The 22776-nt window shown below is 65.1% G+C and carries 20 protein-coding genes and 1 tRNA gene; 6 read left to right on the top strand and 15 right to left on the bottom strand.

Annotated features, from left to right (window positions below):
• Position 1 precedes the first annotated feature (1 nt).
• The gene (locus I3J27_RS02695; RefSeq protein WP_270164925.1) at positions 2–889 is read right to left on the bottom strand and encodes a branched-chain amino acid aminotransferase; all 888 of its coding nucleotides are present in this window, start codon (positions 887–889) and stop codon (positions 2–4) included.
• 118 nt (positions 890–1007) lie between these two features.
• On the opposite strand from I3J27_RS02695, the gene I3J27_RS02690 reads away from it, so the two are divergent.
• Complete coding sequence (locus I3J27_RS02690) at positions 1008–1943, top strand: alpha/beta hydrolase (RefSeq protein ID WP_270164922.1); 936 nt, start codon at positions 1008–1010, stop codon at positions 1941–1943.
• Positions 1944–1952: 9 nt separating this feature from the next.
• Here the strand turns inward: I3J27_RS02690 and I3J27_RS02685 are convergent, their stop codons facing one another.
• The 4 genes from I3J27_RS02685 to I3J27_RS02670 form a co-directional block, all read right to left on the bottom strand.
• Positions 1953–2201 carry a hypothetical protein gene (locus I3J27_RS02685; protein WP_270164920.1) on the bottom strand — a complete coding sequence of 83 codons (249 nt, stop codon included), beginning with the start codon at positions 2199–2201 and terminating at the stop codon, positions 1953–1955.
• Between the two features lie 187 nt (positions 2202–2388).
• On the bottom strand, positions 2389–2949 hold the full coding sequence (locus I3J27_RS02680; RefSeq protein WP_270164918.1) for a carboxymuconolactone decarboxylase family protein: 561 nt from the start codon (positions 2947–2949) through the stop codon (positions 2389–2391).
• A gap of 112 nt (positions 2950–3061) precedes the next feature.
• A complete protein-coding gene (locus I3J27_RS02675) occupies positions 3062–4222 on the bottom strand; it encodes a PLP-dependent cysteine synthase family protein (protein WP_270164916.1) in 1161 nt (386 codons plus the stop codon).
• A 107-nt stretch (positions 4223–4329) separates the two neighbouring features.
• A complete protein-coding gene (locus I3J27_RS02670; RefSeq protein ID WP_270164913.1) occupies positions 4330–4794 on the bottom strand; it encodes an Lrp/AsnC family transcriptional regulator in 465 nt (154 codons plus the stop codon).
• 159 nt (positions 4795–4953) lie between these two features.
• Here I3J27_RS02670 and I3J27_RS02665 point away from each other — a divergent pair, with 159 nt between their 5' ends.
• Complete coding sequence (locus tag I3J27_RS02665) at positions 4954–5970, top strand: 1-aminocyclopropane-1-carboxylate deaminase (protein WP_270164910.1); 1017 nt, start codon at positions 4954–4956, stop codon at positions 5968–5970.
• Positions 5971–6157: 187 nt separating this feature from the next.
• On the opposite strand, the gene recQ is transcribed toward I3J27_RS02665, so the two are convergent.
• The 5 genes from recQ to I3J27_RS02640 all read right to left on the bottom strand — a co-directional run bounded on the left by recQ (position 6158) and on the right by I3J27_RS02640 (position 13422).
• Positions 6158–8023 carry a DNA helicase RecQ gene (recQ, locus tag I3J27_RS02660; RefSeq protein WP_270164908.1) on the bottom strand — a complete coding sequence of 622 codons (1866 nt, stop codon included), beginning with the start codon at positions 8021–8023 and terminating at the stop codon, positions 6158–6160.
• A 314-nt stretch (positions 8024–8337) separates the two neighbouring features.
• Entirely contained in the window at positions 8338–9081 is a 744-nt protein-coding gene (locus tag I3J27_RS02655; RefSeq protein WP_306417050.1) for a polysaccharide deacetylase family protein, read from the bottom strand.
• Positions 9082–9187: 106 nt separating this feature from the next.
• Positions 9188–10183: a homoserine O-succinyltransferase MetA gene (gene metA / locus I3J27_RS02650; protein ID WP_270164903.1), complete on the bottom strand. Its 996-nt coding sequence runs from the start codon at positions 10181–10183 to the stop codon at positions 9188–9190.
• A 13-nt stretch (positions 10184–10196) separates the two neighbouring features.
• Complete coding sequence (locus I3J27_RS02645; protein WP_270164901.1) at positions 10197–11498, bottom strand: O-acetylhomoserine aminocarboxypropyltransferase/cysteine synthase family protein; 1302 nt, start codon at positions 11496–11498, stop codon at positions 10197–10199.
• Positions 11499–11802: 304 nt separating this feature from the next.
• Positions 11803–13422: an amidase family protein gene (locus I3J27_RS02640; RefSeq protein ID WP_270164898.1), complete on the bottom strand. Its 1620-nt coding sequence runs from the start codon at positions 13420–13422 to the stop codon at positions 11803–11805.
• A gap of 228 nt (positions 13423–13650) precedes the next feature.
• On the opposite strand from I3J27_RS02640, the gene I3J27_RS02635 reads away from it, so the two are divergent.
• Positions 13651–14469 carry a uracil-DNA glycosylase family protein gene (locus tag I3J27_RS02635; protein WP_270164896.1) on the top strand — a complete coding sequence of 273 codons (819 nt, stop codon included), beginning with the start codon at positions 13651–13653 and terminating at the stop codon, positions 14467–14469.
• Complete coding sequence (locus I3J27_RS02630; RefSeq protein ID WP_270164894.1) at positions 14466–16079, top strand: amidohydrolase family protein; 1614 nt, start codon at positions 14466–14468, stop codon at positions 16077–16079. Before I3J27_RS02635 ends, I3J27_RS02630 begins: the two co-directional genes overlap by 4 nt.
• Positions 16080–16196: 117 nt before the next feature.
• Here I3J27_RS02630 and I3J27_RS02625 read toward each other — a convergent pair whose 3' ends face one another.
• Both I3J27_RS02625 and I3J27_RS02620 read right to left on the bottom strand, forming a co-directional pair.
• Positions 16197–17231 carry an aldo/keto reductase gene (locus I3J27_RS02625; RefSeq protein WP_270164892.1) on the bottom strand — a complete coding sequence of 345 codons (1035 nt, stop codon included), beginning with the start codon at positions 17229–17231 and terminating at the stop codon, positions 16197–16199.
• Between the two features lie 10 nt (positions 17232–17241).
• The gene (locus I3J27_RS02620) at positions 17242–18423 is read right to left on the bottom strand and encodes an MFS transporter (RefSeq protein WP_270164890.1); all 1182 of its coding nucleotides are present in this window, start codon (positions 18421–18423) and stop codon (positions 17242–17244) included.
• A gap of 98 nt (positions 18424–18521) precedes the next feature.
• On the opposite strand from I3J27_RS02620, the gene I3J27_RS02615 reads away from it, so the two are divergent.
• The gene (locus tag I3J27_RS02615) at positions 18522–19475 is read left to right on the top strand and encodes a LysR family transcriptional regulator (protein ID WP_270164888.1); all 954 of its coding nucleotides are present in this window, start codon (positions 18522–18524) and stop codon (positions 19473–19475) included.
• A 6-nt stretch (positions 19476–19481) separates the two neighbouring features.
• On the opposite strand, the gene I3J27_RS02610 is transcribed toward I3J27_RS02615, so the two are convergent.
• Positions 19482–19571 (bottom strand) — tRNA-Ser (locus tag I3J27_RS02610).
• 196 nt (positions 19572–19767) lie between these two features.
• Between I3J27_RS02610 and I3J27_RS02605 the strand changes: the two genes are divergently transcribed.
• Positions 19768–20109, top strand: coding sequence for a hypothetical protein (locus I3J27_RS02605; protein WP_270164886.1), 342 nt, complete (start codon positions 19768–19770; stop codon positions 20107–20109).
• Between the two features lie 137 nt (positions 20110–20246).
• Here I3J27_RS02605 and I3J27_RS02600 read toward each other — a convergent pair whose 3' ends face one another.
• Together I3J27_RS02600 and otsB are read right to left on the bottom strand one after the other, a co-directional pair.
• Positions 20247–21710, bottom strand: a complete 1464-nt coding sequence (locus tag I3J27_RS02600; protein ID WP_270164884.1) for a trehalose-6-phosphate synthase — start codon at positions 21708–21710, stop codon at positions 20247–20249.
• 238 nt (positions 21711–21948) lie between these two features.
• Positions 21949–22773 carry a trehalose-phosphatase gene (otsB, locus tag I3J27_RS02595; RefSeq protein WP_270164882.1) on the bottom strand — a complete coding sequence of 275 codons (825 nt, stop codon included), beginning with the start codon at positions 22771–22773 and terminating at the stop codon, positions 21949–21951.
• Positions 22774–22776: the final 3 nt, after the last annotated feature.

Below are 22776 nucleotides of genomic sequence, written 5' to 3'. Positions count from 1 at the left end.
CTCACGCCGCCAGCTTTACCGCGTGCGCAAAATCCCAATAGAGTTTTCGCGCCCTGGTGTAGAACGGCCCCGGCTTCAGCTCGCGCTCGTCGATGCGGATCACCGGCGCGACCTTGGCGAAATTGCCGGTGGAGAAGATCTCGTCGGCGGCGAGGAAGTCGGCATAGCGCAACGTCTTCTCGACCACGGTGACGCCGTCGCCGCGTAGCAGGCTGATGACGCGCTGGCGCGTGATGCCGTTCAGGAACGTGCCGTTCGGCACCGGCGTATAGACAACGCCATCCTTCGCCATGAACACGTTGGAATTGCCGAACTCCGCGACATTGCCGAGCATGTCGAGCAACAGCGCATTCTGGAAGCCGCGGGAAGCCGCTTCCGCCAGCGCGCGCGAATTGTTCGGGTAGAGGCAGGCGGCCTTGGCTTCGACCGGCGCACATTCGGCCGTGGGCCTGCGGAACGGCGACAGCGTGATTGCGTTGCCGACCGGCTTCGGCATCGGTGCCTCGTAGATGCACAGGCACCAATTGGTCGTCTCGGGGTCGAACAGCACGCCGCCGCCACTTCCGTTCTGCGCCCAATACATCGGGCGGACGTAGAGCTCGGCATTCGCGGCGAAACGCGCGATGCCGTCGTTTGCCAGCGTGAGCCAGGTGGCGGTGTCGACCACCGGTTTCAGACCAAAGTTGATCGCGGATTGATTGGCGCGGGCGACGTGACGATCCAGATCGGGCGCGACGCCCTCGAACGCACGCGCACCGTCGAACACGATCGAGCCGAGCCAGGCCGCATGCGTGCGCGGCCCCATGATCGGCACATTGCCGTCGTGCCACTTGCCTTCGAAGAAGGTCCAGCTCGGCGAATATTCGATCGATTTCATGATCTCGGCCATGACCGGCCTCCCGTTGGCGTGACGCCGCAATATAGCGCCACTATTGGTCGCAATCTCTAAATGATTCCCTGCGGGGAAAGGGTGGGTTACCTTCTCGCACAAGAGGAGAAGAAGCCGCATGCCGCTCGATCCGCTCGCAAAGCGTTTGTTGACCATGATGGCGGCGGCCGCGCCGCAGGCGCGAAGCCGGCCGAGCGTGGAGGCGCGGCGGCAGTCGCTGGCGAAACTGATGCAGTTCGCGCGTGCCGAGGCGCCGGATGTGACCACCTCCGACGGCATGCTGCCCGGCCCCGGCGGCGAGATGCCCTATCGCCTGTACGCGCCCGCGTCTGCCGGCGAGCGCACGCCGGGCTTCGTGTTCTTTCATGGCGGCGGCCTCGTTGCGGGCAGCATTGCGACGCACGACCGCATCGCGGCCGGGCTGGCGCATGTCACCGGCTGCCGCCTCATCTCGGTCGATTACCGGCTCGCGCCCGAGCACAAATTTCCTGCGGCCATCGACGATGCGATCGCCGCGACCGAATGGGTCGCGCGCGAAGCGTCGTCGCTCGGCATCGACGCCGAACATCTGGTGGTCGGCGGCGACTCCGCCGGCGCCACCCTCGCAGCGATCGTCTGCCAGGAGGCGGCGCAGAGCGCCGGGCTCTCCATCGTCGCGCAATGCCTGATCTGCCCGGTGCTGGATTTCGAGGAGACCTCGCCTTCGCGTGAGGAATTCGCCGAGGGCCATCTGATCGACCGCATCACCATCGAAGCCGATCTTTCCGACTATTTGCCCGAGGGCCTGGACGCCGCCGATCCCCGCATCTCCCCGCTGCGGGCGACGCGACTTGCGGGATTGCCCACGGCGATCATCCATACCGCCGAGTACGACCCGATGCGCGACGAGGGCAACGCCTATGCGCGCAAGCTGCTCGCCGCGGGCGTCGCGGTCGAGCATGTCTGCCACGACGGCATGGTTCACAATTTCCACGCCATGGGCGCAATCCTGCCGCAGGCCCAGCTCGTGCTGTCGCAGATCGGCGAGCAGGTGCGGCGCGCCGTGGAGAAGTAAGAGCGAGACTCAGACGCGCGCGCCGAGCACCGCCCTGGCCGCCACGACATAGTCAGGCCAATGCGCATCCGCATAGCGTTCCGCCTGTCGCGCGCAGGTGACATCAGGCGCATGCGCGGCTGCAATCGTGCGCGCGAATCGCTCTTCGGCGACCGTCACGTCACCAGGCTCGGGCGATGGCACGCTAGCCGCCACGGCCGTCGGAGCAACAGCGAACCCAGCCAGACCAGTGAGCAGAATGCGGCGTGACGTGTTCATGGCTGTCGTCCTTCCATTGTCCGGCCTGCACTCTGGCCGGCGAGCCTATCAGTGCGATCACGGCAGGGTAACCGCGTCCATCCGTGCAGTCCATTGCTTGCGGATAGCGCTTGAGTGATCACGTTCCATTCAGCGAACGGTTCCCCCATCAGAGCGCCAAGCGTCATGCCCAAACAACGGGGCCTGGCTACTCCGGCACCGGCACGTCGAACGTGTTGAGCGTGACCGAGACCATGCAATAGACCCCGACCAGGTAAGACAGCTCGGCCGCGCCGTGCTCGCCGAATTCCTTCACCGCCGCGCGCCAGGTCAATTCCGGCAGCACGCCGCCGCCGACCAGCGCGGAGGCGACGTCATAGGCGATCGCTTCCTGCCTGGTGAGATCCACCGGCCGCTGCCCGGCGACGATGGTCGCGAGCTTCTCGTCGGAGAGGCCGCGCTGCTCGGCCACCAGCACATGGGCATAGAGCTCGTAGCCCGAACGGAAATGCGAGCCGGTGACGAGGATCGCAACCTCGCGCACCGCCGCCGGCAGCAGCGGATTCGACGCGATCGCCTTGACCAGCTCCCACACCGGCTTGCCGAAGCGCGGCTCGCGGATCCAGGGATTCCAGGGTCCGAGCAGCGCGCCGTCATCGCGCATGTTGATGAAGCCCTTGAAATGGTCCTTGATGCCCGCTCGCATGTCGTCATAAAGCGGCTTCTGCTCGTCGGTCAGCTGTTTCGGATCGAGAATGGGAAGGCGCACGGCGAGATCTCCTCGTTGAGAAGAGCTGAGGCTCACCCGCGCATACGTGCAAGGCAAGTGAAGTTGCCGTGACGACCGTGCCATTTTGCAAATCGCACGGAGACGTCAGCTGTCAGGCGTCAGGGTTTGGCACAGCCAGCGGATTGACGACGTCTTCGACCGCGAGCGCCAACGGCTGCCCGGTATCGAGAAACGACGATAGCGCCGCCTCGAATGGCGCTGGATCGAGGCCGCGCGCTTTCAGCCATTCGGGCTCGTAATAGGTCTGCCGGTAACGCTCGCCGGAATCGCAGATCAGCGTCACCAGCGACCCCGTCACGTTCGCCTTGCGCATCTCCGAGGCGAGCCGGCATAGCGCCAGGAAGTTGGTGCCCGTGGAGCCGCCGACCGCGCGGCGCAGCCGGCGCGACAGCAGGTTCATGGCCGCAATCGTTGCCGCATCGGGGATCTTCATCATGCGATCGACCACGCCCGGTACGAAGGACGGCTCGCAGCGCGGCCGGCCGACGCCTTCGATCAGCGACGGACGGTCGCAAACGTGGGAGCGGTCCTGCGTGCGGAAACAGTCGAAGAAGGCGGAATGCTCGACATCGGCGACGCACAGGCGCGTGGGATACTGACGATAGCGCAGATAGCGCCCGATGGTCGCCGAGGTGCCGCCGGTGCCCGCGCCCATCACGATCCAGTCCGGCAGCGGTCGCGGCTCGCCCTGCAATTGCGTGAAGATCGATTCGGCGATGTTGTTGTTGCCGCGCCAGTCCGTGGCCCGCTCGGCAAAGGTGAACTGGTCCATGTAATGGCCGTTCAGCCGGGCGGCGAGCGCGGCGGCTTCCGCATACAGCGCGCGGCCGTCGTCGATCAGATGGCAGTTGCCGCCATAATGCTCGATCGCGGCGATCTTCTCCGCCGAGGTCGTGCGCGGCATCACGGCGTAGAACGGCACGCCGATCATCTGCGCGAAATAGGCTTCCGACACCGCGGTCGATCCCGACGAGGCCTCGACGACGGGCGTGCCTTCGCGGATATGGCCGTTGCAGAGCGCATAGAGGAACAGCGAACGCGCCAGGCGATGCTTCAGGCTGCCGGTCGGATGCGTGGACTCGTCTTTGAGATAGATGTCGATGCCTGATAGTGCCGGCACGATCAGCCGGATCAGATGCGTGTCGGCCGTGCGGCACTGGTCGGCCTCGATCGCGGCCACCGCCTCGTCCACCCAGCCGCGCCGATAGGCCGGCCCGGCCGGATTGGGGTGGCGGAAGGGAAATGTCTGCATCGCGCGAACCTCCCACGATGCGGATCGCGCATCAATAGCCCTGAATTATTGTTGGACGCATTTTCATCCCGCGAACCGGTTTCCACTTCGCCGGAAAACGCTCTGGCTCAAAACTCCAGCGGCGCGTTGTCGACGACTTCCTTCATCACGAAGAAGGTGCGGGTCTGGCGCACGCCGGGCAGCGCGATGAGCTGCTCGCCGTGGATGCGATTGAAATCCTCCATGTCGCCGACGCGGATTTTCAGGAAATAGTCGAAGTCGCCGGCGACGAGGTGGCAGTCGAGCACGAATTTCAGCCTGGCGATCGCCTGCTCGAAGATGGCAAAGCTCTCCGGCGTCGAGCGGTCCAGCACCACGCCGACCATCACCAGCGTGCCCTTGGCCACTTTCTTCGGGGCGACCATGGCGCGCACAGTGGCGATAAAACCGTCCTCGAACAGGCGCTGGGTGCGACGATGGCAGGTCGCGGGGCTAATGGCGACGGTTTCGGCCAGCTCCGCATTGCTGAGCCGACCGTTATTTTGCAGCAATCTCAACATCTTGAGGTCAATTCGATCGAGCCGAGCGGGCATGGAAGAAATTTCCGTAAATGGCGATTATAACGGAAGAAATAATAGCAAATGACGTCACCTCTGCAAGATAAGGCGCAGCATAGGCGCAATATTCGAGAGCACCTTTCCGCAAGCGGATGCTAGCCACGTCCCTGACACCAACGCCAATCGGGATGACCCATGAAGCTGGACAAATTCGCGCGCTATCCGCTGACCTTCGGCCCGACGCCCATCGAGAAGCTGGAGCGGCTGTCGAAGCATCTCGGCGGCCAGGTCGAGGTCTATGCCAAGCGCGAGGACTGCAATTCCGGCCTCGCCTATGGCGGCAACAAGCTGCGCAAGCTCGAATACATCATCCCCGACGCGATCGCCTCCAACGCCGATACGCTGGTCTCGATCGGCGGCGTGCAGTCGAACCACACCCGCATGATCGCGGCGGTCGCGGCCAAGATCGGCATGAAGTGCCGCCTGGTGCAGGAAGCCTGGGTGCCGCACGAGGACGCGGTTTATGACCGCGTCGGCAACATCATGCTGTCGCGCATCATGGGCGCCGACGTGCGGCTCGTCGACGACGGCTTCGACATCGGCATCCGCAAGAGCTGGGAGCAGGCGATCGACGAAGTGAAGGCCGCGGGCGGCAAGCCCTACGCGATTCCGGCCGGCGCCTCCGTGCACAAGTTCGGCGGCCTCGGCTATGTCGGCTTCGCCGAAGAGGTGCGCAAGCAGGAAGCCGAGCTCGGCTTCAAGTTCGACTACATCGTGGTCTGCACCGTCACCGGCTCGACCCATGCCGGCATGCTGGTCGGCTTTGCCGCCGATGGCCGCGCCCGCAAGGTGATCGGCATCGACGCCTCCTTCACCCCTAGCCAGACGAAAGCGCAGGTGCTCGAGATCGCGCAGAACACCGCAAAGCTCGTCGAGCTCGGCAAGGACCTCGTCGCTGACGACGTCGTGCTGGTCGAGGACTACGCCTATCCCGCCTATGGCGTGCCATCGGAAGAGACCAAGGAAGCGATCCGCCTCACCGCGCGGCTCGAGGGCATGATCACCGACCCCGTCTACGAAGGCAAATCGATGCAGGGCCTGATCGACCTCGCGCAGAAGGGCTATTTCGAGAAGGGCGCAAAGATTCTCTACGCCCATCTCGGCGGCGCGCCGGCGCTGAACGGCTATGCCTACGCGTTCCGGAATGGGTGAAGCGGTAAGCTCTCACCTTCTCTCCGCTGTCGTCCCGGGCAAGCGTCAGCGCAGACCTGGGATCCATAGCCCCAGGGAGATGTTTGGCTAAGAACGTCGTCCCGCCTGCCTCAAGATAGATTACGCGGTATGGATCCCGGATCTGCGCTCCGCTTGTCTGGGATGACGATGTGGCGAGGGCGCGCCGCTACCGCGTCCTGACGATCTGCAGCAGCTCGTCGCCGTAATGCTCGAGCTTCTTGTCGCCGATGCCGGGCACGCCACGCAGCTCGTCGAGCGTGGTCGGCCAGGCCCGGACGATGCCGTCGATGGTGGCATCGTGCAGCACGACATAGGCCGGCACACCGCGCTCGCGCGCGACGTCTGCACGCCAGGACCGCAACCGCGCACGCAGCTCGGGATCGACATCGCCTTGCGGCCCGCTCGCCTCCGGCGCGAGATCGCCGCGGCGGGATTTGGCGCGGCTTGCGCGAACGCGAGTCCCCGGCGCCTCCTCACGTAGCCACACCTCGGTCTCACCACGCAGCACGCCGCGCGCGGTCTCCGTCAGCTTCAGCGCGCCGAATGCCTCGCTGTCGCTCTGCAAATGCCCCATCGCCACCAGCTGCCGCAGCACGGTGCGCCATTGCTTCTCGTTGAGCTCACGCCCGATGCCGAACACCGAGAGCTTGTCGTGGCCGAACTGCGTCACCTTCTCAGTGAGGCGCCCGATCAGCACGTCGATCAGGTGCATCGCGCCGAAGCGCTGCCCGGTGCGGTAGACGCAGGACAGGAGCTTCTGCGCCAGCACCTTGCCGTCGCGCATCTTGGGCGGCGTCAGGCAGTTGTCGCAATTGCCGCAGCTCTCGCCCATCACGATCTCTCCGAAATAGGCGAGCAACCGCCGGCGCCGGCAGTGCGGCGTTTCGGCAAGGCCGACCAGCGCGTCGAGCTTGCCGATCGAGACCCGCTTGAACTCGTCGGAGGCGGTGGACTCGTCGATCATGCGGCGCTGCTGCACGATGTCCGAGAGGCCGTAGGCCATCCAGGCCGCTGACGGCTTGCCGTCGCGGCCGGCACGGCCCGTCTCCTGGTAATAGGCCTCGATGCTCTTGGGCAGATCGAGATGGGCGACGAAGCGCACGTCGGGCTTGTCGATGCCCATGCCGAAGGCGACGGTGGCGACGATGACGATGCCGTCCTCGCTGAGGAAACGGTCCTGGTTGCGCGAGCGCACGCTGCCGTCGAGCCCGGCGTGGTAGGGCAGCGCGGCAATGCCGGCATCGTCGAGCGCGGCGGCGACTTCCTCGACGCGATTGCGGGACAGGCAATAGACCACGCCGGCATCGCCGGCATGACGCTCGCGGATGAATTCCTTGAGCTGCGACACCGCATTGCGCTTGTCGACGATCTCGTAACGGATGTTGGGCCGGTCGAAGCTGGAGACGAATTGCGGGCTGTCGGCGAGCTTCAGGCGCTCGACGATCTCCTTGCGCGTCAACTCGTCGGCGGTCGCGGTCAGCGCGATGCGCGGAACGTCCGGAAAGCGTTCGGCGATGACGGAGAGGCCGACATATTCGGGCCGGAAATCGTGGCCCCATTGCGAGACGCAATGCGCCTCGTCGATCGCGAACAGCGCCACCTTGGCCTGCGCCAGCATCGACAGGCAGCGCGGCGTGACAAGGCGTTCCGGTGCGACATAGAGCAGGTCGAGATCGCCCGCGATCAGGCGCCGCTCGATGTCGGAGGCTTCCTGGAACGTCAGGGACGAGTTCAGCGCTGCAGCGTTGACACCGGCCTCGATCAGTCCGGCGACCTGGTCACGCATCAGCGCGATCAGCGGCGACACCACGATGCCGCAGCCTTCGCGCAGCAGTGACGGCAGTTGATAACACAGCGACTTGCCGCCGCCGGTCGGCATCAGCACCAGGCAATTGCCGCCGTCCGTGACGTGCCGGATGATCTCGCCCTGCGCGCCGCGGAACCCCGGCAAGCCGAACACCGAATGCAGCACCGACAGCGCATCGCGGCCGTTGGCCGGCGCAGGCAGCGGAACGGTGGAAGGGGAGGACATGAGCGGCAGGAACCACGACCGTGGGATTCGTCACAAGGCCAGTCGCATGGCGGCGCGGGCGTGGCAAGACTGTTTGCGCGACTTGCACCGCTACTCCCTCTCCCCGGCGGAGCCCGTGCGAGCGCCTCGTCCTTCGAGACGACCGCTATGCGGTCTCCTCAGGATGAGGCTAAGCGCTATCTTTGCCTGTAGAAATTGCTGCCACGCACGACGTCCTCATCCTGGGGGCCCGCCAAAGGCGGGCGTCTCGAAGGATGGCCGCAGAGAAAGGGCCTTCACTCCGCCGCGAGCGAGGAGAAATAAAGAAGAGCCGGCTACGCCCCGATCCGGCGCAGCGCTTCGGCCACCGTCACGATCGGCATGCTGCGTCGCTGGGCTGCCTCCAGCGCGTGGCGCATCAGATGCGGCGTGCAGCCATAGGGGCTCGGCGCGTCCGCGACGTCATGGCCGTAGAAGATCAGCCAGCCGCCGCTTGCAACGGCGTCGTCGAAATAGCGATCGACGCCTGCAGTATCGATCTCGTAATTCACCAAAGGCGAGGCACGCAGGAACTGGAGGTCGATGACGTCGCGATTGACACCGGGAAGGATGCCGCGCGCCGAGCGGAAGGCCTTTGCGAGCTGGGGCTTGCGCCAGACGGAGGCGATCCCATAGGGATAGGCGAAGTTTTCCAGCACGATCGACGAATCGATGGCGTGGAAATGGCTGCGGTTGCGCTCGATCTCGCGGGCCATGGCGGCTTCGTCGAGACGGGCCGAGCTCTGGTGCGAGAAGGTGTGGCAGGCGATCTCGTGACCGGTCCGGTGAAGCCGCACGATCGCGTCATTCGACAGGCCACGCCAATGATCGGACGGACGATCGATCAGGCTGCCGGCGAGGTAGAACGTGCCGCGGCCGCCATGCTGCTCCAGGAGCTCGGCGCCCTCGCCTGCGGCGCTATCGGGGGCATCGTCGAAGGTGAAGCTCACCATCGGCGCATGCGCGGGCAGCCGGTGCGGCGCGGCGCGGAAATGCCGGGCAAGCCGATTGCTCACGCGTCCCTGGAGTGCCGACCACACGACTTCCGTTTCCTGTGATTCCGTATTTCTCTACTGAAACATTCGCGCGCCGGTTGAGGCAAGCTTAACGCCTGGGTAATCCTAACACGGAACCAAATTCCTCCGGCTAGCGCGCCAGCAGCGGAGCTCGGGCATCTGCGCCCAGATACTGTAGCCAATTGCGGAAAAGCGCCGCCGCCGCGCTGCCGGCGGCGATATCGGCGCGCAAATTCAGCGCCGGCAGCTCGTTGGTGAGCGCCGGATGGCGCTGGTGGGCCGCCTTCTTCTCGAAGCGATTGAGCTTCTCTTCGGTCGCTGCGTCAAAATAGCTCACAGGCAAATGCGGATAAGTCTCGCGCTCACGCGCGAGATAGCGGCCGATATCGCGCAGATATTCGCGCTGGAGCGACAGCGCGTCGTATTCCGGGTGGCCCTGGAAGAACACGAACCGGCTGACATATTGCCGGACGAAGATGTCGACGCCGGCCTTGGCCGAACGCGTCAGCACCTGATAGCCGGCCTGCGCGAGGTCGCTCTCGGCGAGCTCGTTCAGGCGCGAATGCGAGACCTTGAGCGGCGCGGGCGCGGCGCGCGTCAGCGGATCGTCGGTCACGGCCTCGCAGTCGAAGATGCCGTGACATTTGGCCGGGAGACGCCGCCGTTCGATGCGGTCGAGATGCAGCACCGCCGCGTGCGCGGCCAAGCACGACCAGATCGTCGAGCGCGTGTTGACCTTGGCCCAGTCGATCAGCTCGGTGAGATCGCGCCAATACGGCTCCTGGTCGAGTTCGGGCGCGACCGGCTCGGCGCCTGTCACGATCAACCCGTCGAACTTGTGGTGCCTGAGCTCGGTGAGCTCCGAATATTCGCTCTCGACATGCCACCTGGCTTCCGGCGAGCGTTTCACCGACGGCAACGAAAAACAATGGAAGCGGATGCGGCGCGGGCCAGCGGCGGCCTGGAGCAGTTTCATGAACTGCCGCTCGGTCGCCTTCAGCGCCAGATCCGGCATGTTGTTGATCAGGCCGATGGTGAGTTCGGCGTGGCCATGCGCAAGGCCGCCCCCGGCCGGGACCAGCGCCGGGCTCGATATCACTTGATCCCTGTCGATCAAGATCGTCATCGCAGGCGCTCGCCTACTCCGCGGCCTGAAGGCGTGCCGACGGACAGGCCTTGTCCAGCGCCTGGTCGATGTCCTCGATGATATCTGCGGAATGCTCGATGCCGATCGAGAGGCGGATCGTTTCCGGCAATACGCCGGCGGCCCGCTGCTGCTCCGCCGACATCTGCCGGTGCGTGGTCGAGGCCGGATGGCAGGCCAGCGACTTGGCATCGCCGATATTGACGAGGCGCGTGATCAGCTTCAGCGCGTCGTAGAAGGCCTTGCCGGCTTCCATGCCCCCCTTGATGCCGAAGGTGAACAGCGAGGAGGCGTTGCCGTTCAGATATTTCTGCACCAGCGGATAGTATGGGCTGTCCGGGAAACCGGTGTAGTTGACCCAGGCGACACGGGGATCGCCGCGCAAAAATTCGGCGACCTTGCGGGCGTTCTCGCAGTGGCGCTCCATGCGCAGCGCCACGGTCTCGATGCCCTGGATCAGCAGGAAGGCGTTGAAGGGTGACAGCACCGAACCCATGGTGCGCTGATAGACGCTGCGGGCGCGCTCGATATAGGCGGTCCTGCCGAAACGCTCGGCGTAGACGAGGCCATGATAGGACGCGTCAGGCTCGTTGTAGGCCGGGAAGCGGTCGGCGTGCTTCGCCCAGGGGAAGTTGCCGGAATCGACGATGGCGCCGCCGAGCGTGGTGCCGTGACCGCCCAGGAACTTGGTCAGTGAATGCACGGCGATGTCGGCGCCGTAGTCGAACGGCTTGAGCAGGATCGGGGTCGCGACCGTGTTGTCCACGATCAGCGGCACGCCATGCGCATGCGCGATGTTGGCGAGCGCCTCGATGTCGCAGACGTTGCCGGCGGGATTGCCGATGGTCTCGGCGAACACGGCGCGGGTGTTCTCGTCGATCAGCCTTTCGATCGCCTCGGGCTTGTCGCTCTCGGCGAAGCGGCCGGTGATGCCCTGGCGCGGCAGGATGTGCGACAGCAACGTGTGCGTGGTGCCGTACAGCTGCGGCACGGAGACGATGTTGCCGCCGTGGTCGGCGACGTTGACGAAGGCGAAATGCAGCGCAGCCTGCCCGGTCGCGACCGCAAGCGCGCCGACGCCGCCTTCGAGCTGAGCGATGCGCTTTTCCAGCACCGCGCTGGTTGGATTGGCGATGCGGCTGTAGCGGAAACCTTCGGCCTCGAGATTGAAGAGCGCCGCGCCATGATCGGCGCTGTCGAAGGCGTAGGCTGCCGTCTGGTAGATCGGCACGGCCACGGCGTGCGTGGTGGCTTCGGGCTCGTAGCCGGCGTGAATAGCGATCGTTTCGTTGCGCATCGTGCCACCTCCGCGTGGAGCGGGCCGCACTTATTGGCCTGTATGAGGCATGTGCGTTGTCCGCTGCTCCTCTGTTAGAGGTGGGTGGTAAAGCGGACAATAATTCGCATAGAGATCGAGGAAGTAACCCTAATGCTTGTTGGTGAATTGGCCGAGATTCACGTTAAACCGGATTAACGAATTGCGCGATCTTGCCGCGCCAGCCGCGTTGCTTTTCCCTTTGTAGGAAGAGGTGGCGCGAAGCTACCCTCTCCCACGCAAGGGGAGAGGGTGCACCGCCAACGCGTCAACGGCTTGCCTGGGTTCAGGCCATCGTCTCCCAGAGCCGATGGGTGAGCACGCCGGCGCGCTTCTCGATCGCGGCCGCTGCATCGAGCGCAAGATCCTCGCGATAGCGCCCGGCAATGAGCTGCACGCCGATCGGCTTGCCATCATGCAGGGCAACCGGCACCACCGCGCCGGGCAGGCCCAGCACGTTGATCGCGGAGATGAAGCGGATCTCGCCCCAGAAGATCTCGCGCACCCGCTCGGCGCTGACGGTGTCGTCGCGCGGGCCCGGCGTCGGTTTCACCGTGGTCGGCGCAAGCACCACCGGATATTCCTCGAAGAACAATTGCCAGGCGCGGATATGGCCGCTGCGCGCGGCGGTGGCGCGCATCCAGGCGGGAAGATCAAGCACGGCGGCCTTTGTCTTCATGCCGTTCCACGCCTTGTGGAAGTCTTCGGACGTGTCCTTCAGCATGGCGGCTTCCTGCATCACCACGGTCTCGTTGGTGATGATGTCGCACCAGGTCTGCCAGACACCGTTGATGTCGGGCACATCGACCTCGGTCACGCGATAGCCGGAGCGTTCGAGATGATCGGCGGCCTGCCGCAGTGCCGCGTGCACAGACGGATCGACGTCCATGTCCTCCGGGATCTTCGCCAGCGCGACCTTGATCGGTCCCTTCGGCCTCTCGCCGACCAGCGGCGCCGGCACCCACCAGGGATCGCGCGGATCGCGCTGGCTCATCGCCTCCAATGCGAGGCGGACATCGGCCACATGGCGGGCGAGCGGGCCTTGCGCCGACATCAGATGCGCCAGCATCGGCCGCTCGGCCGCAGCGCTCGCGTTGAACGCGGGGATGCGGCCCTGCGTCGGCTTGATGGTGGCAACGCCATTGCAATGCGCCGGCCAGCGCAGCGAGCCGCCGATGTCGTTGCCATGGGCGATGGTGCCGATGCCGGCGGCGACCGCCGAGCCCGCGCCGCCCGAGGAGCCGCCGCAGGTGATATTGGGATCCCAGGGATTGAGCGTCAGCCCGTGCAGGGGATTGTCAGTGAAGCCGCGGAAGGAGAATTCCGGGGTGTTGGTGAGGCCGATGACGATCGCACCCGCCTTCTTCAGGTTGCGGACGACGGGCGAATCCGACGGCGCGACGAGATCCTTGTTGGCGGGAACGCCGTTGAAATTGGGCCGGCCTTCGTAATCGACGTTCTCCTTGATGGTGATGGGCACGCCGTGCAGCAGGCCGAGCTCGCCGCCCTTGGCACGCTGCTTGTCGGCCGCATGCGCCGCGGCCAGCGCCTCCTCGCTGAGATCGACGACGACCGCGTTCAGCCGCGGATTGACGGCGCGCATCCGCTCGAGATGCGCTTCGACCGCCTCGACGGCGGAGATGGCGCCGGAGCGGATCGCAGCGACAGTCTCGACTGCCGACCATTGCCAGGCCGGGCCCTTCGGCCGGCGTGCCCGGGCCGGCTTGCGTGCCCGGGCCGGCTTGCGTGCCGCGGCCGGCTTGCCAGGTGCCGTCGTCTTGACGGCCTTGCTGACTGTCTTCCTGCCCGCCTTCGCGACGGCCACCTTGCGAGCGGTGCTCGTCTTGCTCGCGGTCTTCGCTGCCGTCTTCGAAGCAGTTTTCTTCCTGGTCGCCGTCTTCGCCACGTCGCATCTCCTGAAATTGCGCCGCGGAGGTTATGAAGGTCACGCAACCGTGTACAGGCGCGTTTCTGCATGGCGCGGTGTCGCGGCGCTCTGTCACAGCCTGCTGCGCATGAACCTTTGGGCCCTCTCTCTTGACCCATATAGTGGTTGAATCTTGCGGAGAACGACCGCCAAGATTGCCGTTTTTGACGCAGTTATTTTCACCCGCGACACAGCGGAGCATTTGCCATGCTCGTGGAATTCGACAGCGGATACGACCAGCAACCATTTCGCGATCTTTGCGCCGATTATCCGGGCGCTGAGGCCTACGATCCGCACGACTTCCGGATCGAATGGGGGCCGATCTTTCACCGCGGCCGGCTCGACGGATCGGCGCGCGTGCTCGTCGTCGGTCAGGATCCCGCCCAGCACGAGACCATCGTGCGCCGCATCCTGGTCGGCACCGCGGGACGCCGGACGCAGGGTTTCCTCACCAAGCTCGGCATCACGCAGAGCTACGTGATGGTGAACACCTTCCTGTACAGCGTCTACGGGCAGAGCGGCGGTAACAAGCACAAGAACGAGCCCGGCATCGTCGACTACCGCAACAGATGGTTCAAGGCAGTCCTCGCGCCCGGCAACATCGAGGCCGTGGTCTCGCTTGGCGGCCTTGCCGACGAGGCCTGGAAGGCCTGGCTCAAGACGTCGGATGGCGCGGCCTTCAAGACCCTCACCTACCAGCACATCACACACCCGACCTGGCCGGAAAGCTCCGCCCATGACAACGCGACCCGGATCGCAAACACCAAGATCATGCTGACCAAGTGGAATGCCGCGCTCGCGGCGCTCGCACCGCATGTCCAGCATCCCGACGCGCCGACGACGCTCGTGCCCTACGGCGACGCCTTCTTGCCGTCCGAGCTCATCGACATCATCGCAAAGGATCTTCCCGCAGGACTGCCGGCCTGGATGCGCGGGGATACGCCTTGGGCCGTGCGTCAGGGCGCTGATGCCGCAGCCAAGCGGCGCAACATCACGATCACCGTTCCCGACGGAGTGATCCCATGAGCCCGGCTGCGACCCCGAAGCGCTGGGCGCTGAACGGACGGATCGTGACGATGGCCACCGAGGGCGACGTCATCAAGAACGGGACGATCTTCATCGAGGACAATCGCATCGCCGCAATCGTCCCCAAGGGACAACCGGCCCCTGTGGGCTTCGAGGCCGTCGATCCGGTGGCGACTGGCGGCACGATCTATCCCGGCCTGATCGAGCTGCACAATCATCTCAGCTACAACATCCTGCCGCTCTGGCGCGTGCCGCAACTCTACGGCAATCGCGACCAGTGGCAGAACGCCAAATCGTACAAGACCTCCGTCACAGGTCCCATGAGCGCGATTGCGCTGGCCGACGACGGCTCGCTGCTGCCGGCCCTGGTCCGCTATGTCGAGGCCAAGTGCCTTGTCGCGGGCACCACGACGAGCCAGGGGATCACGCTGTCGAACTGGAGCGGCACGATTCACAAATACTACAAGGGCGCGCTGCGCGCTGCCGAAATCGGCAGCCCGCCCGATCTTCCGCGCGCTCACTCCAAGATCCCCGACATCGACGCCGAGGACTGGGCAAAGTTCGACCACGAGCTGAAATCGTCGTCGTGCTTCCTGCTCCATCTCAGCGAAGGCATCGACACCAAGGCGCACAGCCACTTCCTCGCGCTGCGCAATCCGCAAGGAGACTGGGCGATCGAGCCGTCGCTGGCCGGCATTCATTGCACCGCGCTCGATGCGACCGACTTCGGAACGATGGCCGAAAACCGGGCCAAGGTCATCTGGTCGCCCCTGAGCAATCTGCTGCTGTATGGAAAGACGACAGACGTCGCCGCAGCGCGGAACGCCGGCCTCACCATCGCGCTTGGCTCGGACTGGTCGCCGTCCGGCAGCAAGAACCTGCTGGGAGAGCTGAAGGCGGCGAAAGTCGTGTCGGCGCATTTCAACCTCGGCTTCAGCGACTACGACATCGTGTCGATGGCGACGCGCAATCCGGCGGCGATCCTGAAATGGGATGCGAAGCTCGGGACGATCGCCAAGGGCAACTTCGCCGATCTGCTGGTCGTGAAGGGCGTCACCGGCGATCCCTACGGCCATCTGATCAAGTCGCGCGAGCAGGATATCGTGCTGGTCACGATCGGCGGACGGCCGCGCTATGGAACGAAGAAGGCGATGCAACAGGCGGACGGAAGCGGCGAGGCCCTCAAGATCGGCAGTAGCGCGCGGGTGATCGACTTCTCCTCGCCCGATCAGGATCCCGGCATCGAGAAGGTCACGCTGGCGGAGGCGACGACCCGCTTGCACACCGCGCTCGGCAATCTCGGCACGCTGCAGCCGCGTAGCCTCGCCATGAGCGACGCGATCGCCCGAGGAACGGCGTCTCGCGGCGGATGGCGTCTCGCGCTGGACGAGCAGTTCGGCAACAATGTCCAACTGCGGCCGCGGCTCGCATATGACGGCGCCAGGACCGGTCCGGATTTGCAGGTCACCGCGGCGGCAGCGGCCGAGCCGCTGCATCCGATCAAGCTGGATGGCCTCACGGTATCCAGCGATCCCGTCTTCCTCGACACGCTGAAGAACGAGCCGAATCTTCCGCCAGGAATAGGCGCGGCGATTGCCACCTTCTACTAAAGCGCGATGAGATTACGATGAATCGCTTTAGGTTGTTGTTTGAGCATGATCTTTCCGGAAAACCGCTTCGCACTTTGCGCTAACGCGGCCCTTCGGGTCCGGATCATGCTCTAGCCATCACACCAGAGGCGGATTGAGCCGCGCAAAGCCCTCCTGGACGCGATAGGGGTAGTAGGGATAGGAAGGCATCACCGCGCTCGCCTCGTCGAGACGCGTGATCTGGTCCGCGCCCAGCGACCATCCGACCGCGCCGAGATTGTCGCGCAGTTGCGCCTCGTTGCGGGCACCAATGATCACGGACGATACGGTAGGGCGCGACAGCAGCCAGGCGATCGCGATTTGCGGCACGGTGCGGCCGGTCTCCGCGGCAATCGCCTCCAGCATGTCGACGACGGCATAGAGCCGCTCGTCATCCACGGGCGGACCGAACTGCGCGGTCGCGTGCAGCCGGCTATTCGCAGGGAGCGGCTTTCCGCGGCGGATCTTGCCGGTGAGCCGGCCCCAGCCGAGCGGACTCCACACCAGCGCGCCGACGCCCTGGTCTCGTGCGAGCGGCATGAGCTCCCACTCATAGTCGCGGCCGAGTAGCGAATAATAGACCTGATGGGCGACATAGCGCGGCCAACCGTGATGATCGGCGACCGCGAGCGACTTCATCAACTGCCATCCGGCGAAATTGGAGACGCCGACATAGCGCAGCTTGCCGGCGCGCACGAGGGTGTCGAGCGTCGACAGCACCTCCGCGATCGGCGTGAAGGCATCGAAAGCGTGAAGCTGGAGCAGGTCGATATAGTCAGTCCCGAGCCGGCGCAGCGCCGTTTCGACCGAGGCGAGCAAACGATGCCGCGAGGAGCCGGCATCGAACGGACCGTCTCCCATCGGCAGGCTCATTTTGGTCGAGATCAGTACCTTGTCGCGGCGACCCTTGATCGCGGCCCCGAGGATCTCCTCCGATGCACCGTTCGAATAGACATCCGCGCTGTCGAACAGATTGACGCCTGCCTCCAGGCAGATGTCGACCAGCCGGCGTGCCTCGTCTGCGTCGCTGCGGCCCCAGGCCGAGAACAGTGGCCCCTGTCCACCAAACGTGCCGGTACCGAAGCTGAGAGCGGGGACCTTGAGCCCGGAAGCGCCGAGATTGCGATAATCCATGATCCCTCTCCTATTCCGCCGGGCACGCCGCGACGGCGACCTGCCTGCGGTCGAGCTGGAGGCTCCACAGCGCGAGCACGAGGCCAACTGCGGTGATGCCGGCTGCGACCAGCGGCAGCGTGGAGAGACCGAGCCCGCGATCGATGACGACGCCGCCGGCCCAGGCACCGAGCGCGTTGCCGAGATTGAACGCGGCGATGTTGAGGCTGGAGGCGAGTGTGCGGCCACTCGGGCCGGCGGCTTCCAGCACGCGAAGCTGAAGCGGCGCCACGGTCGCAAAGGCGGCGATACCGAGCAGCAGGATCAGCGCGATGGCCGCGATCTTGACCGAGAGCACGGCGGCAAGGCCGATCAGCACGATGGCGAGCGCGGCAAGCGTGCCGATCAGGGCGCGCGCAAGACCGCGGTCGGCGAGCTTGCCGCCGGCGACGTTGCCGATTGCAAGCCCTGCGCCGAACACCAGCAGGATCGGCGACACCGCGGCTTCCGAGAAACCCGTGAAGCGCGTCAGGATCGGCTGGATATAGGTGAAGACCACGAACAGGCCGGCGAATCCGAACACGGTCATGGCGAGGCCGAGCAGCACCTGCGGGCGGCCGAGCACCGCCACCTCCTCGGCAAGCGAGATCGGCTTGTCGCCATTGCCGACATGGCCGGGCACCAGCGCGGCCACCACTGCAAAGGCGACGACGCCGATCACCGTCACCGCCCAGAACGCCGCGCGCCAGCCGAGCATCAGGCCGAACCAGGCGCCGAAGGGCACGCCCAGCAGCGTCGCGACGGTCAGGCCGATGAACATGGTGGCAATGGCGGAGGCGCGCTTGTCCTCGGCGACGAGGCTGGTCGCCACCACCGAGCCGACGCCGAAGAACGTGCCGTGCGCCAGCGAGGTCAGCACCCGCGCCGCCATCAGCAGCTCGTAGTTTGGCGCCAGCGCACAGGCCGCATTGCCGAGCGTAAAAATCGCCATCAGGGCGAGCAGCACGGTCTTCCGCGGCATCCGGCGCGTGGCGAGGGTCAGCACCGGCGCGCCGACGAACACGCCGAGCGCATAACCGGAAATGAGCAAGCCCGCGACCGGCACGGAGACATGCATGTCGGCGGCGACCTGGAGCAGCAGGCCCATGATGATGAATTCGGTGGTGCCGATGCCGAAGGCACCGGCGGTGAGGGCGAGGACGGCGGGAGGCATGCGTAGCTCCAATGGATGAGATAAGCCACGCAGATAGCCGCACCGCAGCAAAACCATTAGGATGTCCGCAATCCAATCATTTGTGACGTGAATTCAACATGGCCCGTTTCGACACCAACCGCTCCGCCGAGATGGAGGTCTTCGTCCGCGTCGTCGACCTTGGCGGCTTCACACAGGCCGCAAGAAAACTGCGCCTGACGCCATCAGGCGTCAGCAAGCTGATCTCGCGGCTGGAGACGCGGCTCGGCTCGCGATTGATCAATCGCACCACGCGCAAGCTCACGCTGACGGAGGAAGGCCAGGCGTTCTACCAGCGCGCGGTGCGGATCCTCGGCGAGATGGAGGAGGCCGAGCGCGAGGCAGCATCAGGCGCGGCGCCGCGCGGCCGCCTCACGGTCAATTGCAACATTCCCTTCGGCATGCTGCATGTGATGCCGCTGATTCCGCGCTTCCTCGAACTGCATCCCGACGTCACGCTCGATCTCGTGCTGACCGACACGCTGATCGACCTGATGCAGGAGCGCGCCGACGTCGCCATTCGCGCCGGCCCGTTGCGGGCCTCGCGCCTGGTGGCGCGAAAACTCGGCAGCAGCCGCATGGTCGTGGTCGGCGCGCCGGGTTACCTCGCCCGTTGCGGTACGCCGAAGACGCCAGCCGACCTCGCCGATCACCGCGGCATCGGCTGGACCTTTCCGCGCAGTATCCGCGGCTGGGCGTTCAAGCGCGGCGATCATACCGAGGAAGCGGTGCCGCCGCCCGTCGCGCGTGCCAGCGACGGCGAAGTCGCCCGCCGCCTTGCGCTCGGCGGCGTGGGACTAGCCCGCCTCGCCCTCTTCCACATCGGCCCCGACATCGAGGCAGGCCGCCTCGTGCCCGTGCTGCAGAGCTACAATCCCGGCGACCGCGAAGATATCCACGCCGTCTATGTCGGCCACACCGCACCCCTCCCTGCGCGCGTGCGCGCGTTCATCGATTTCCTGGCCGAGCACGTGCGGGTGCGCGATCCTGTGCTGAAGCGCGCGGGGGATCGGAAGTGGAGATTGGTGGGATGAGGCTGATGGCGGAGAGAGTGGGATTCGAACCCACGGTACGGTTTCCCGCACACACGCTTTCCAAGCGTGCGCCTTAAGCCACTCGGCCATCTCTCCGGAGCGCCCTCTCTTGAAGGGGCGCCGGTGATTTTGCAAGGGATCGCGGCGAAATCGGGTGAATTTTCCGCAAATCATTGTATTTAAAAGGGAATATCAGGCGTCGATCGACGCCTCGGAACCTGCCGCCGGATGAACCAGAGGCGGGTTTGCCGCGACGATTCACGCAAGGACACCAGACACGACCGGGGACACCATGACCATCCACAAGACCATCGCCACCCTTGGCCTGATTTCAGCCCTTGGCTCCGCCTTTGCCGTACCGGCCCTGGCGCAGGTCTGCACCCGGCAGGGCGTCGACGTGAGCTGCGACGACGGGCGGCGCGGGATGCTGTCGGGCAATGCCATCATCTGGCCGGACGGGACGCGCTCGAGCGCCTCGCCGCATCCGAGCGTGATCATCGGCAACAAGAGCTCGGTGCATGTCGGGCCCGGCGTGTTCGTCGGCCAGGGCAAGGGCATGATGCCAATGGACGATCCCAACGCGCCGAACAAGCGGCAGTGCGCGATCTTGGAAGGCGTGTCGTATTGCTATTGAGGGCGCGAGTGCGCTCTCGCCCATGAACCGTCATGCCCGGGGCTTGTCCCGGGCATCCACGTTCTCGAAATCGAGGGCTGGAGACGTGGATGGCCGGGACAAGCCCGGCCACGACGCAAGATCTAAATCAGCCTTATCTAAATCAGCCTTACGCCGGAGATCGCCGACTTCAGCCAGCGCAGCGCCTGCGGTGGCTGGGAGGCGAGCGGCGCAACTGCGGCCTTCTGCGTCCGGCTCTTCTCGAGCTCGGCGACGAAGTCGGCGGACCATTGCTGGATGGTGTGGCCGCGCAGCTTCTTCATCATCGCGTCCCAGCGCATCTTGCGCTCGGTGAGTGGCATCGCGGCCGCAACCGCGATCGCGCGCGCCATGCCGTCGATGTCGTGCGGATTGACCAGCAAAGCCGTTTCGAGCTCGTTGGCGGCGCCGGCGAACTTCGACAGCACCAGCACGCCGGGATCGGCCGGATTTTGCGCGGCGACATATTCCTTGGCGACGAGGTTCATGCCGTCATGCAGCGGCGTCACCACGCCGACCTGCGCGGTGCGATAGAGACCCGCGAGCACGGCCTGGCTGAAACCCTTGTTCAGATAGCGGATCGGCGTCCAGTCGACCTCGCCATGGCGGCCGTTGACGTCGGTGACGAGCCGCGCGACCTCGTTCTGGAGGTTGCCATAGGCCTCGATCGCGCCGCGCGAAGGGTTGGCGATCTGGAGCAGCGAGATGCTGCGCGCAAACTGCGGCTGCTCGGTCCAGAGCCGGTCGAACGCGCTGATGCGATTGACGAGACCCTTGGAATAGTCGAGCCGGTCGACGCCGATCGCGAGCCGCTCGCCGTTGAGGCTGCGGCGCAGCCGCGACACGTCGGGATGCGAGGCGGACTTCGCGGCATAGGCTGCGAACTTCTCCGCATCGATGCCGATCGGAAACACCTCGCAGCGCGTGCGGCCGTGCTGCGAGATCGCAACGCCGTCTTCGACGGCGAGGCCGAGCTCGCCCGCAACATAGCCGAGAAAATTCTGGCAATCCTCGTTGGTCTGGAACCCGAGCAGATCATAGGCGAGCATCGCCGTGATCAGCTCGCGATGATTGGGCACGCCCTGCATCACGGCAGTGACCGGCCACGGCGTGTGCAGGAAGAAACCGATCGGATCGTCGACACCGAGGTCGCGCAGTTCCGCGCCGAGCGCGAGGAAATGATAATCCTGCACCCAGAACGCCGTTTTGGTTTTCCGGAAGCGCATCAAGGCACGCGCCATGAAGGCGTTGACCTCGCGGTAGCTGACATAGTCCTCGCGCGAGACGCGGATCAGATCGCTGCGCGAATGCAGCGCCGGCCACAGCGCCGAATTGGCAAAGCCTTCGTAATAGCCGCCGTAATGCGCCGCCGGCAGATCCAGCGTCGCGATCGCGCCCGAGCCGAGCGCTTCGATCTCGGCGAACGGTTCTTTCTGATGGCCGTCGCGCACGCGGCCGGATGACCCCACCCAGATCGCCCCCGAATGCTCCACCACGGGAAGCAAGGCCGCAGCAAGGCCGCCCGTCATGGGCTCGTTGGGTTTACCGCGCGCAACTCGATTTGAAACGACGACTAAGTTCACAGGTCGTCCCCTCCTGTTCATTCCACCCCGTTTAACTGCCGTTCATCAATATGGTTCCTGATCATCATTTGCACGAATTGACACCAAAATCGGGCGCACGCATTGGAACAGGTTTCCCTTGCGGGAACCCACCGATTTTCCTCGACAAAGTCTGTTTTATTGGTCGGTGGTGCGCAGCATCAATTGCGCGCACAAGGGAACACCGCAGACGACAATGTGGCTCCGAGATGTCAGTGCCTTATTCCAACCTTGTGTCGTCGAGCAGACGCGCCAGGAACGCGCGCACATCGTTCGGCGCATCGAAATGCCCGTTGACGCCCATGGCGCGGCGACCGACCGAGAAAGACAGCCCGTTCATGTCGGGCATGATCGCGAACACCGTTTCATCGGTGACGTCGTCGCCGATGAAGATCGGACGGCGCCCTTTGAAGGGTTCATGCTTCATCAGTTCGCGCACGCCGGTTGCCTTGGTGAAACCGGAATGCTTGATCTCGCAAACGAACTTGCCCGGCAGCACTTCGATCGGCGCGTTGGGCAGGTCGGCGCGGATCAGCGAGACAGCTTCGTAGATCGCCTTCTCCGCGTGCGGCGCGAGGCGATAATGCAACGCCAGCGAATAGCCTTTGTCCTCGAGCAGAATGCCGGGGCTGAGCTTTGCGATCGCAGCCAGACGCCGCTTCAGCTCCTTGTCCAGCGGCGGCGCATGCACATCGTCCGCTTCATTGTCCACGGACAAGCGCATCTCCGCGCCGTGACCTGCGACCGCGCGAAACACGTCAGGCGCGAAGATCAGGTCGATGTCGTTGAGCGAGCGGCCGCTGACCATTGCCAGCGCGCCCGAGGTGCGCTCCGTCAACCGGTTCAGCGTTTCCGACAGGCCCGGCGGCACCCACACCTCGCGCGGCGTCGGCATCAGGTCGAGCAGCGTGCCGTCGATATCGAGCAGGATCGCGGTCTCGCCCAGATGCGGCACGAGTGCATGCGGCACCGGCACCGCGTCGGGCGCTTCATCATCGTCGACCATGGTGCGCTTCTGATCCAGTTCAGCGAGTTCCGATTTCATAGT

This window comes from Bradyrhizobium xenonodulans, assembly GCF_027594865.1.
In the GTDB taxonomy this organism is placed as follows: Bacteria; Pseudomonadota; Alphaproteobacteria; order Rhizobiales; family Xanthobacteraceae; genus Bradyrhizobium; species Bradyrhizobium xenonodulans.
Note: the sequence above shows the minus strand (reverse complement) of the source record. Positions and strands in the feature narration are given on the sequence as shown.

Bases quoted from the DNA above. Each gene is read 5' to 3' on its own strand.
- I3J27_RS02620 (WP_270164890.1), bottom strand. From the start codon at position 18,423: ATGCCTCCCGCCGTCCTCGCCCTCACCGCCGGTGCCTTCGGCATCGGC.
- I3J27_RS02665 (WP_270164910.1), top strand. From the start codon at position 4,954: ATGAAGCTGGACAAATTCGCGCGCTATCCGCTGACCTTCGGCCCGACG.
- recQ (WP_270164908.1), bottom strand. From the start codon at position 8,023: ATGTCCTCCCCTTCCACCGTTCCGCTGCCTGCGCCGGCCAACGGCCGC.
- I3J27_RS02685 (WP_270164920.1), bottom strand. From the start codon at position 2,201: ATGAACACGTCACGCCGCATTCTGCTCACTGGTCTGGCTGGGTTCGCT.
- otsB (WP_270164882.1), bottom strand. From the start codon at position 22,773: ATGAAATCGGAACTCGCTGAACTGGATCAGAAGCGCACCATGGTCGAC.
- I3J27_RS02670 (WP_270164913.1), bottom strand. From the start codon at position 4,794: ATGCCCGCTCGGCTCGATCGAATTGACCTCAAGATGTTGAGATTGCTG.
- metA (WP_270164903.1), bottom strand. From the start codon at position 10,183: ATGACGATCTTGATCGACAGGGATCAAGTGATATCGAGCCCGGCGCTG.
- I3J27_RS02635 (WP_270164896.1), top strand. From the start codon at position 13,651: ATGCTCGTGGAATTCGACAGCGGATACGACCAGCAACCATTTCGCGAT.
- I3J27_RS02605 (WP_270164886.1), top strand. From the start codon at position 19,768: ATGACCATCCACAAGACCATCGCCACCCTTGGCCTGATTTCAGCCCTT.
- I3J27_RS02615 (WP_270164888.1), top strand. From the start codon at position 18,522: ATGGCCCGTTTCGACACCAACCGCTCCGCCGAGATGGAGGTCTTCGTC.
- I3J27_RS02690 (WP_270164922.1), top strand. From the start codon at position 1,008: ATGCCGCTCGATCCGCTCGCAAAGCGTTTGTTGACCATGATGGCGGCG.
- I3J27_RS02625 (WP_270164892.1), bottom strand. From the start codon at position 17,231: ATGGATTATCGCAATCTCGGCGCTTCCGGGCTCAAGGTCCCCGCTCTC.
- I3J27_RS02675 (WP_270164916.1), bottom strand. From the start codon at position 4,222: ATGCAGACATTTCCCTTCCGCCACCCCAATCCGGCCGGGCCGGCCTAT.
- I3J27_RS02695 (WP_270164925.1), bottom strand. From the start codon at position 889: ATGGCCGAGATCATGAAATCGATCGAATATTCGCCGAGCTGGACCTTC.
- I3J27_RS02630 (WP_270164894.1), top strand. From the start codon at position 14,466: ATGAGCCCGGCTGCGACCCCGAAGCGCTGGGCGCTGAACGGACGGATC.
- I3J27_RS02645 (WP_270164901.1), bottom strand. From the start codon at position 11,498: ATGCGCAACGAAACGATCGCTATTCACGCCGGCTACGAGCCCGAAGCC.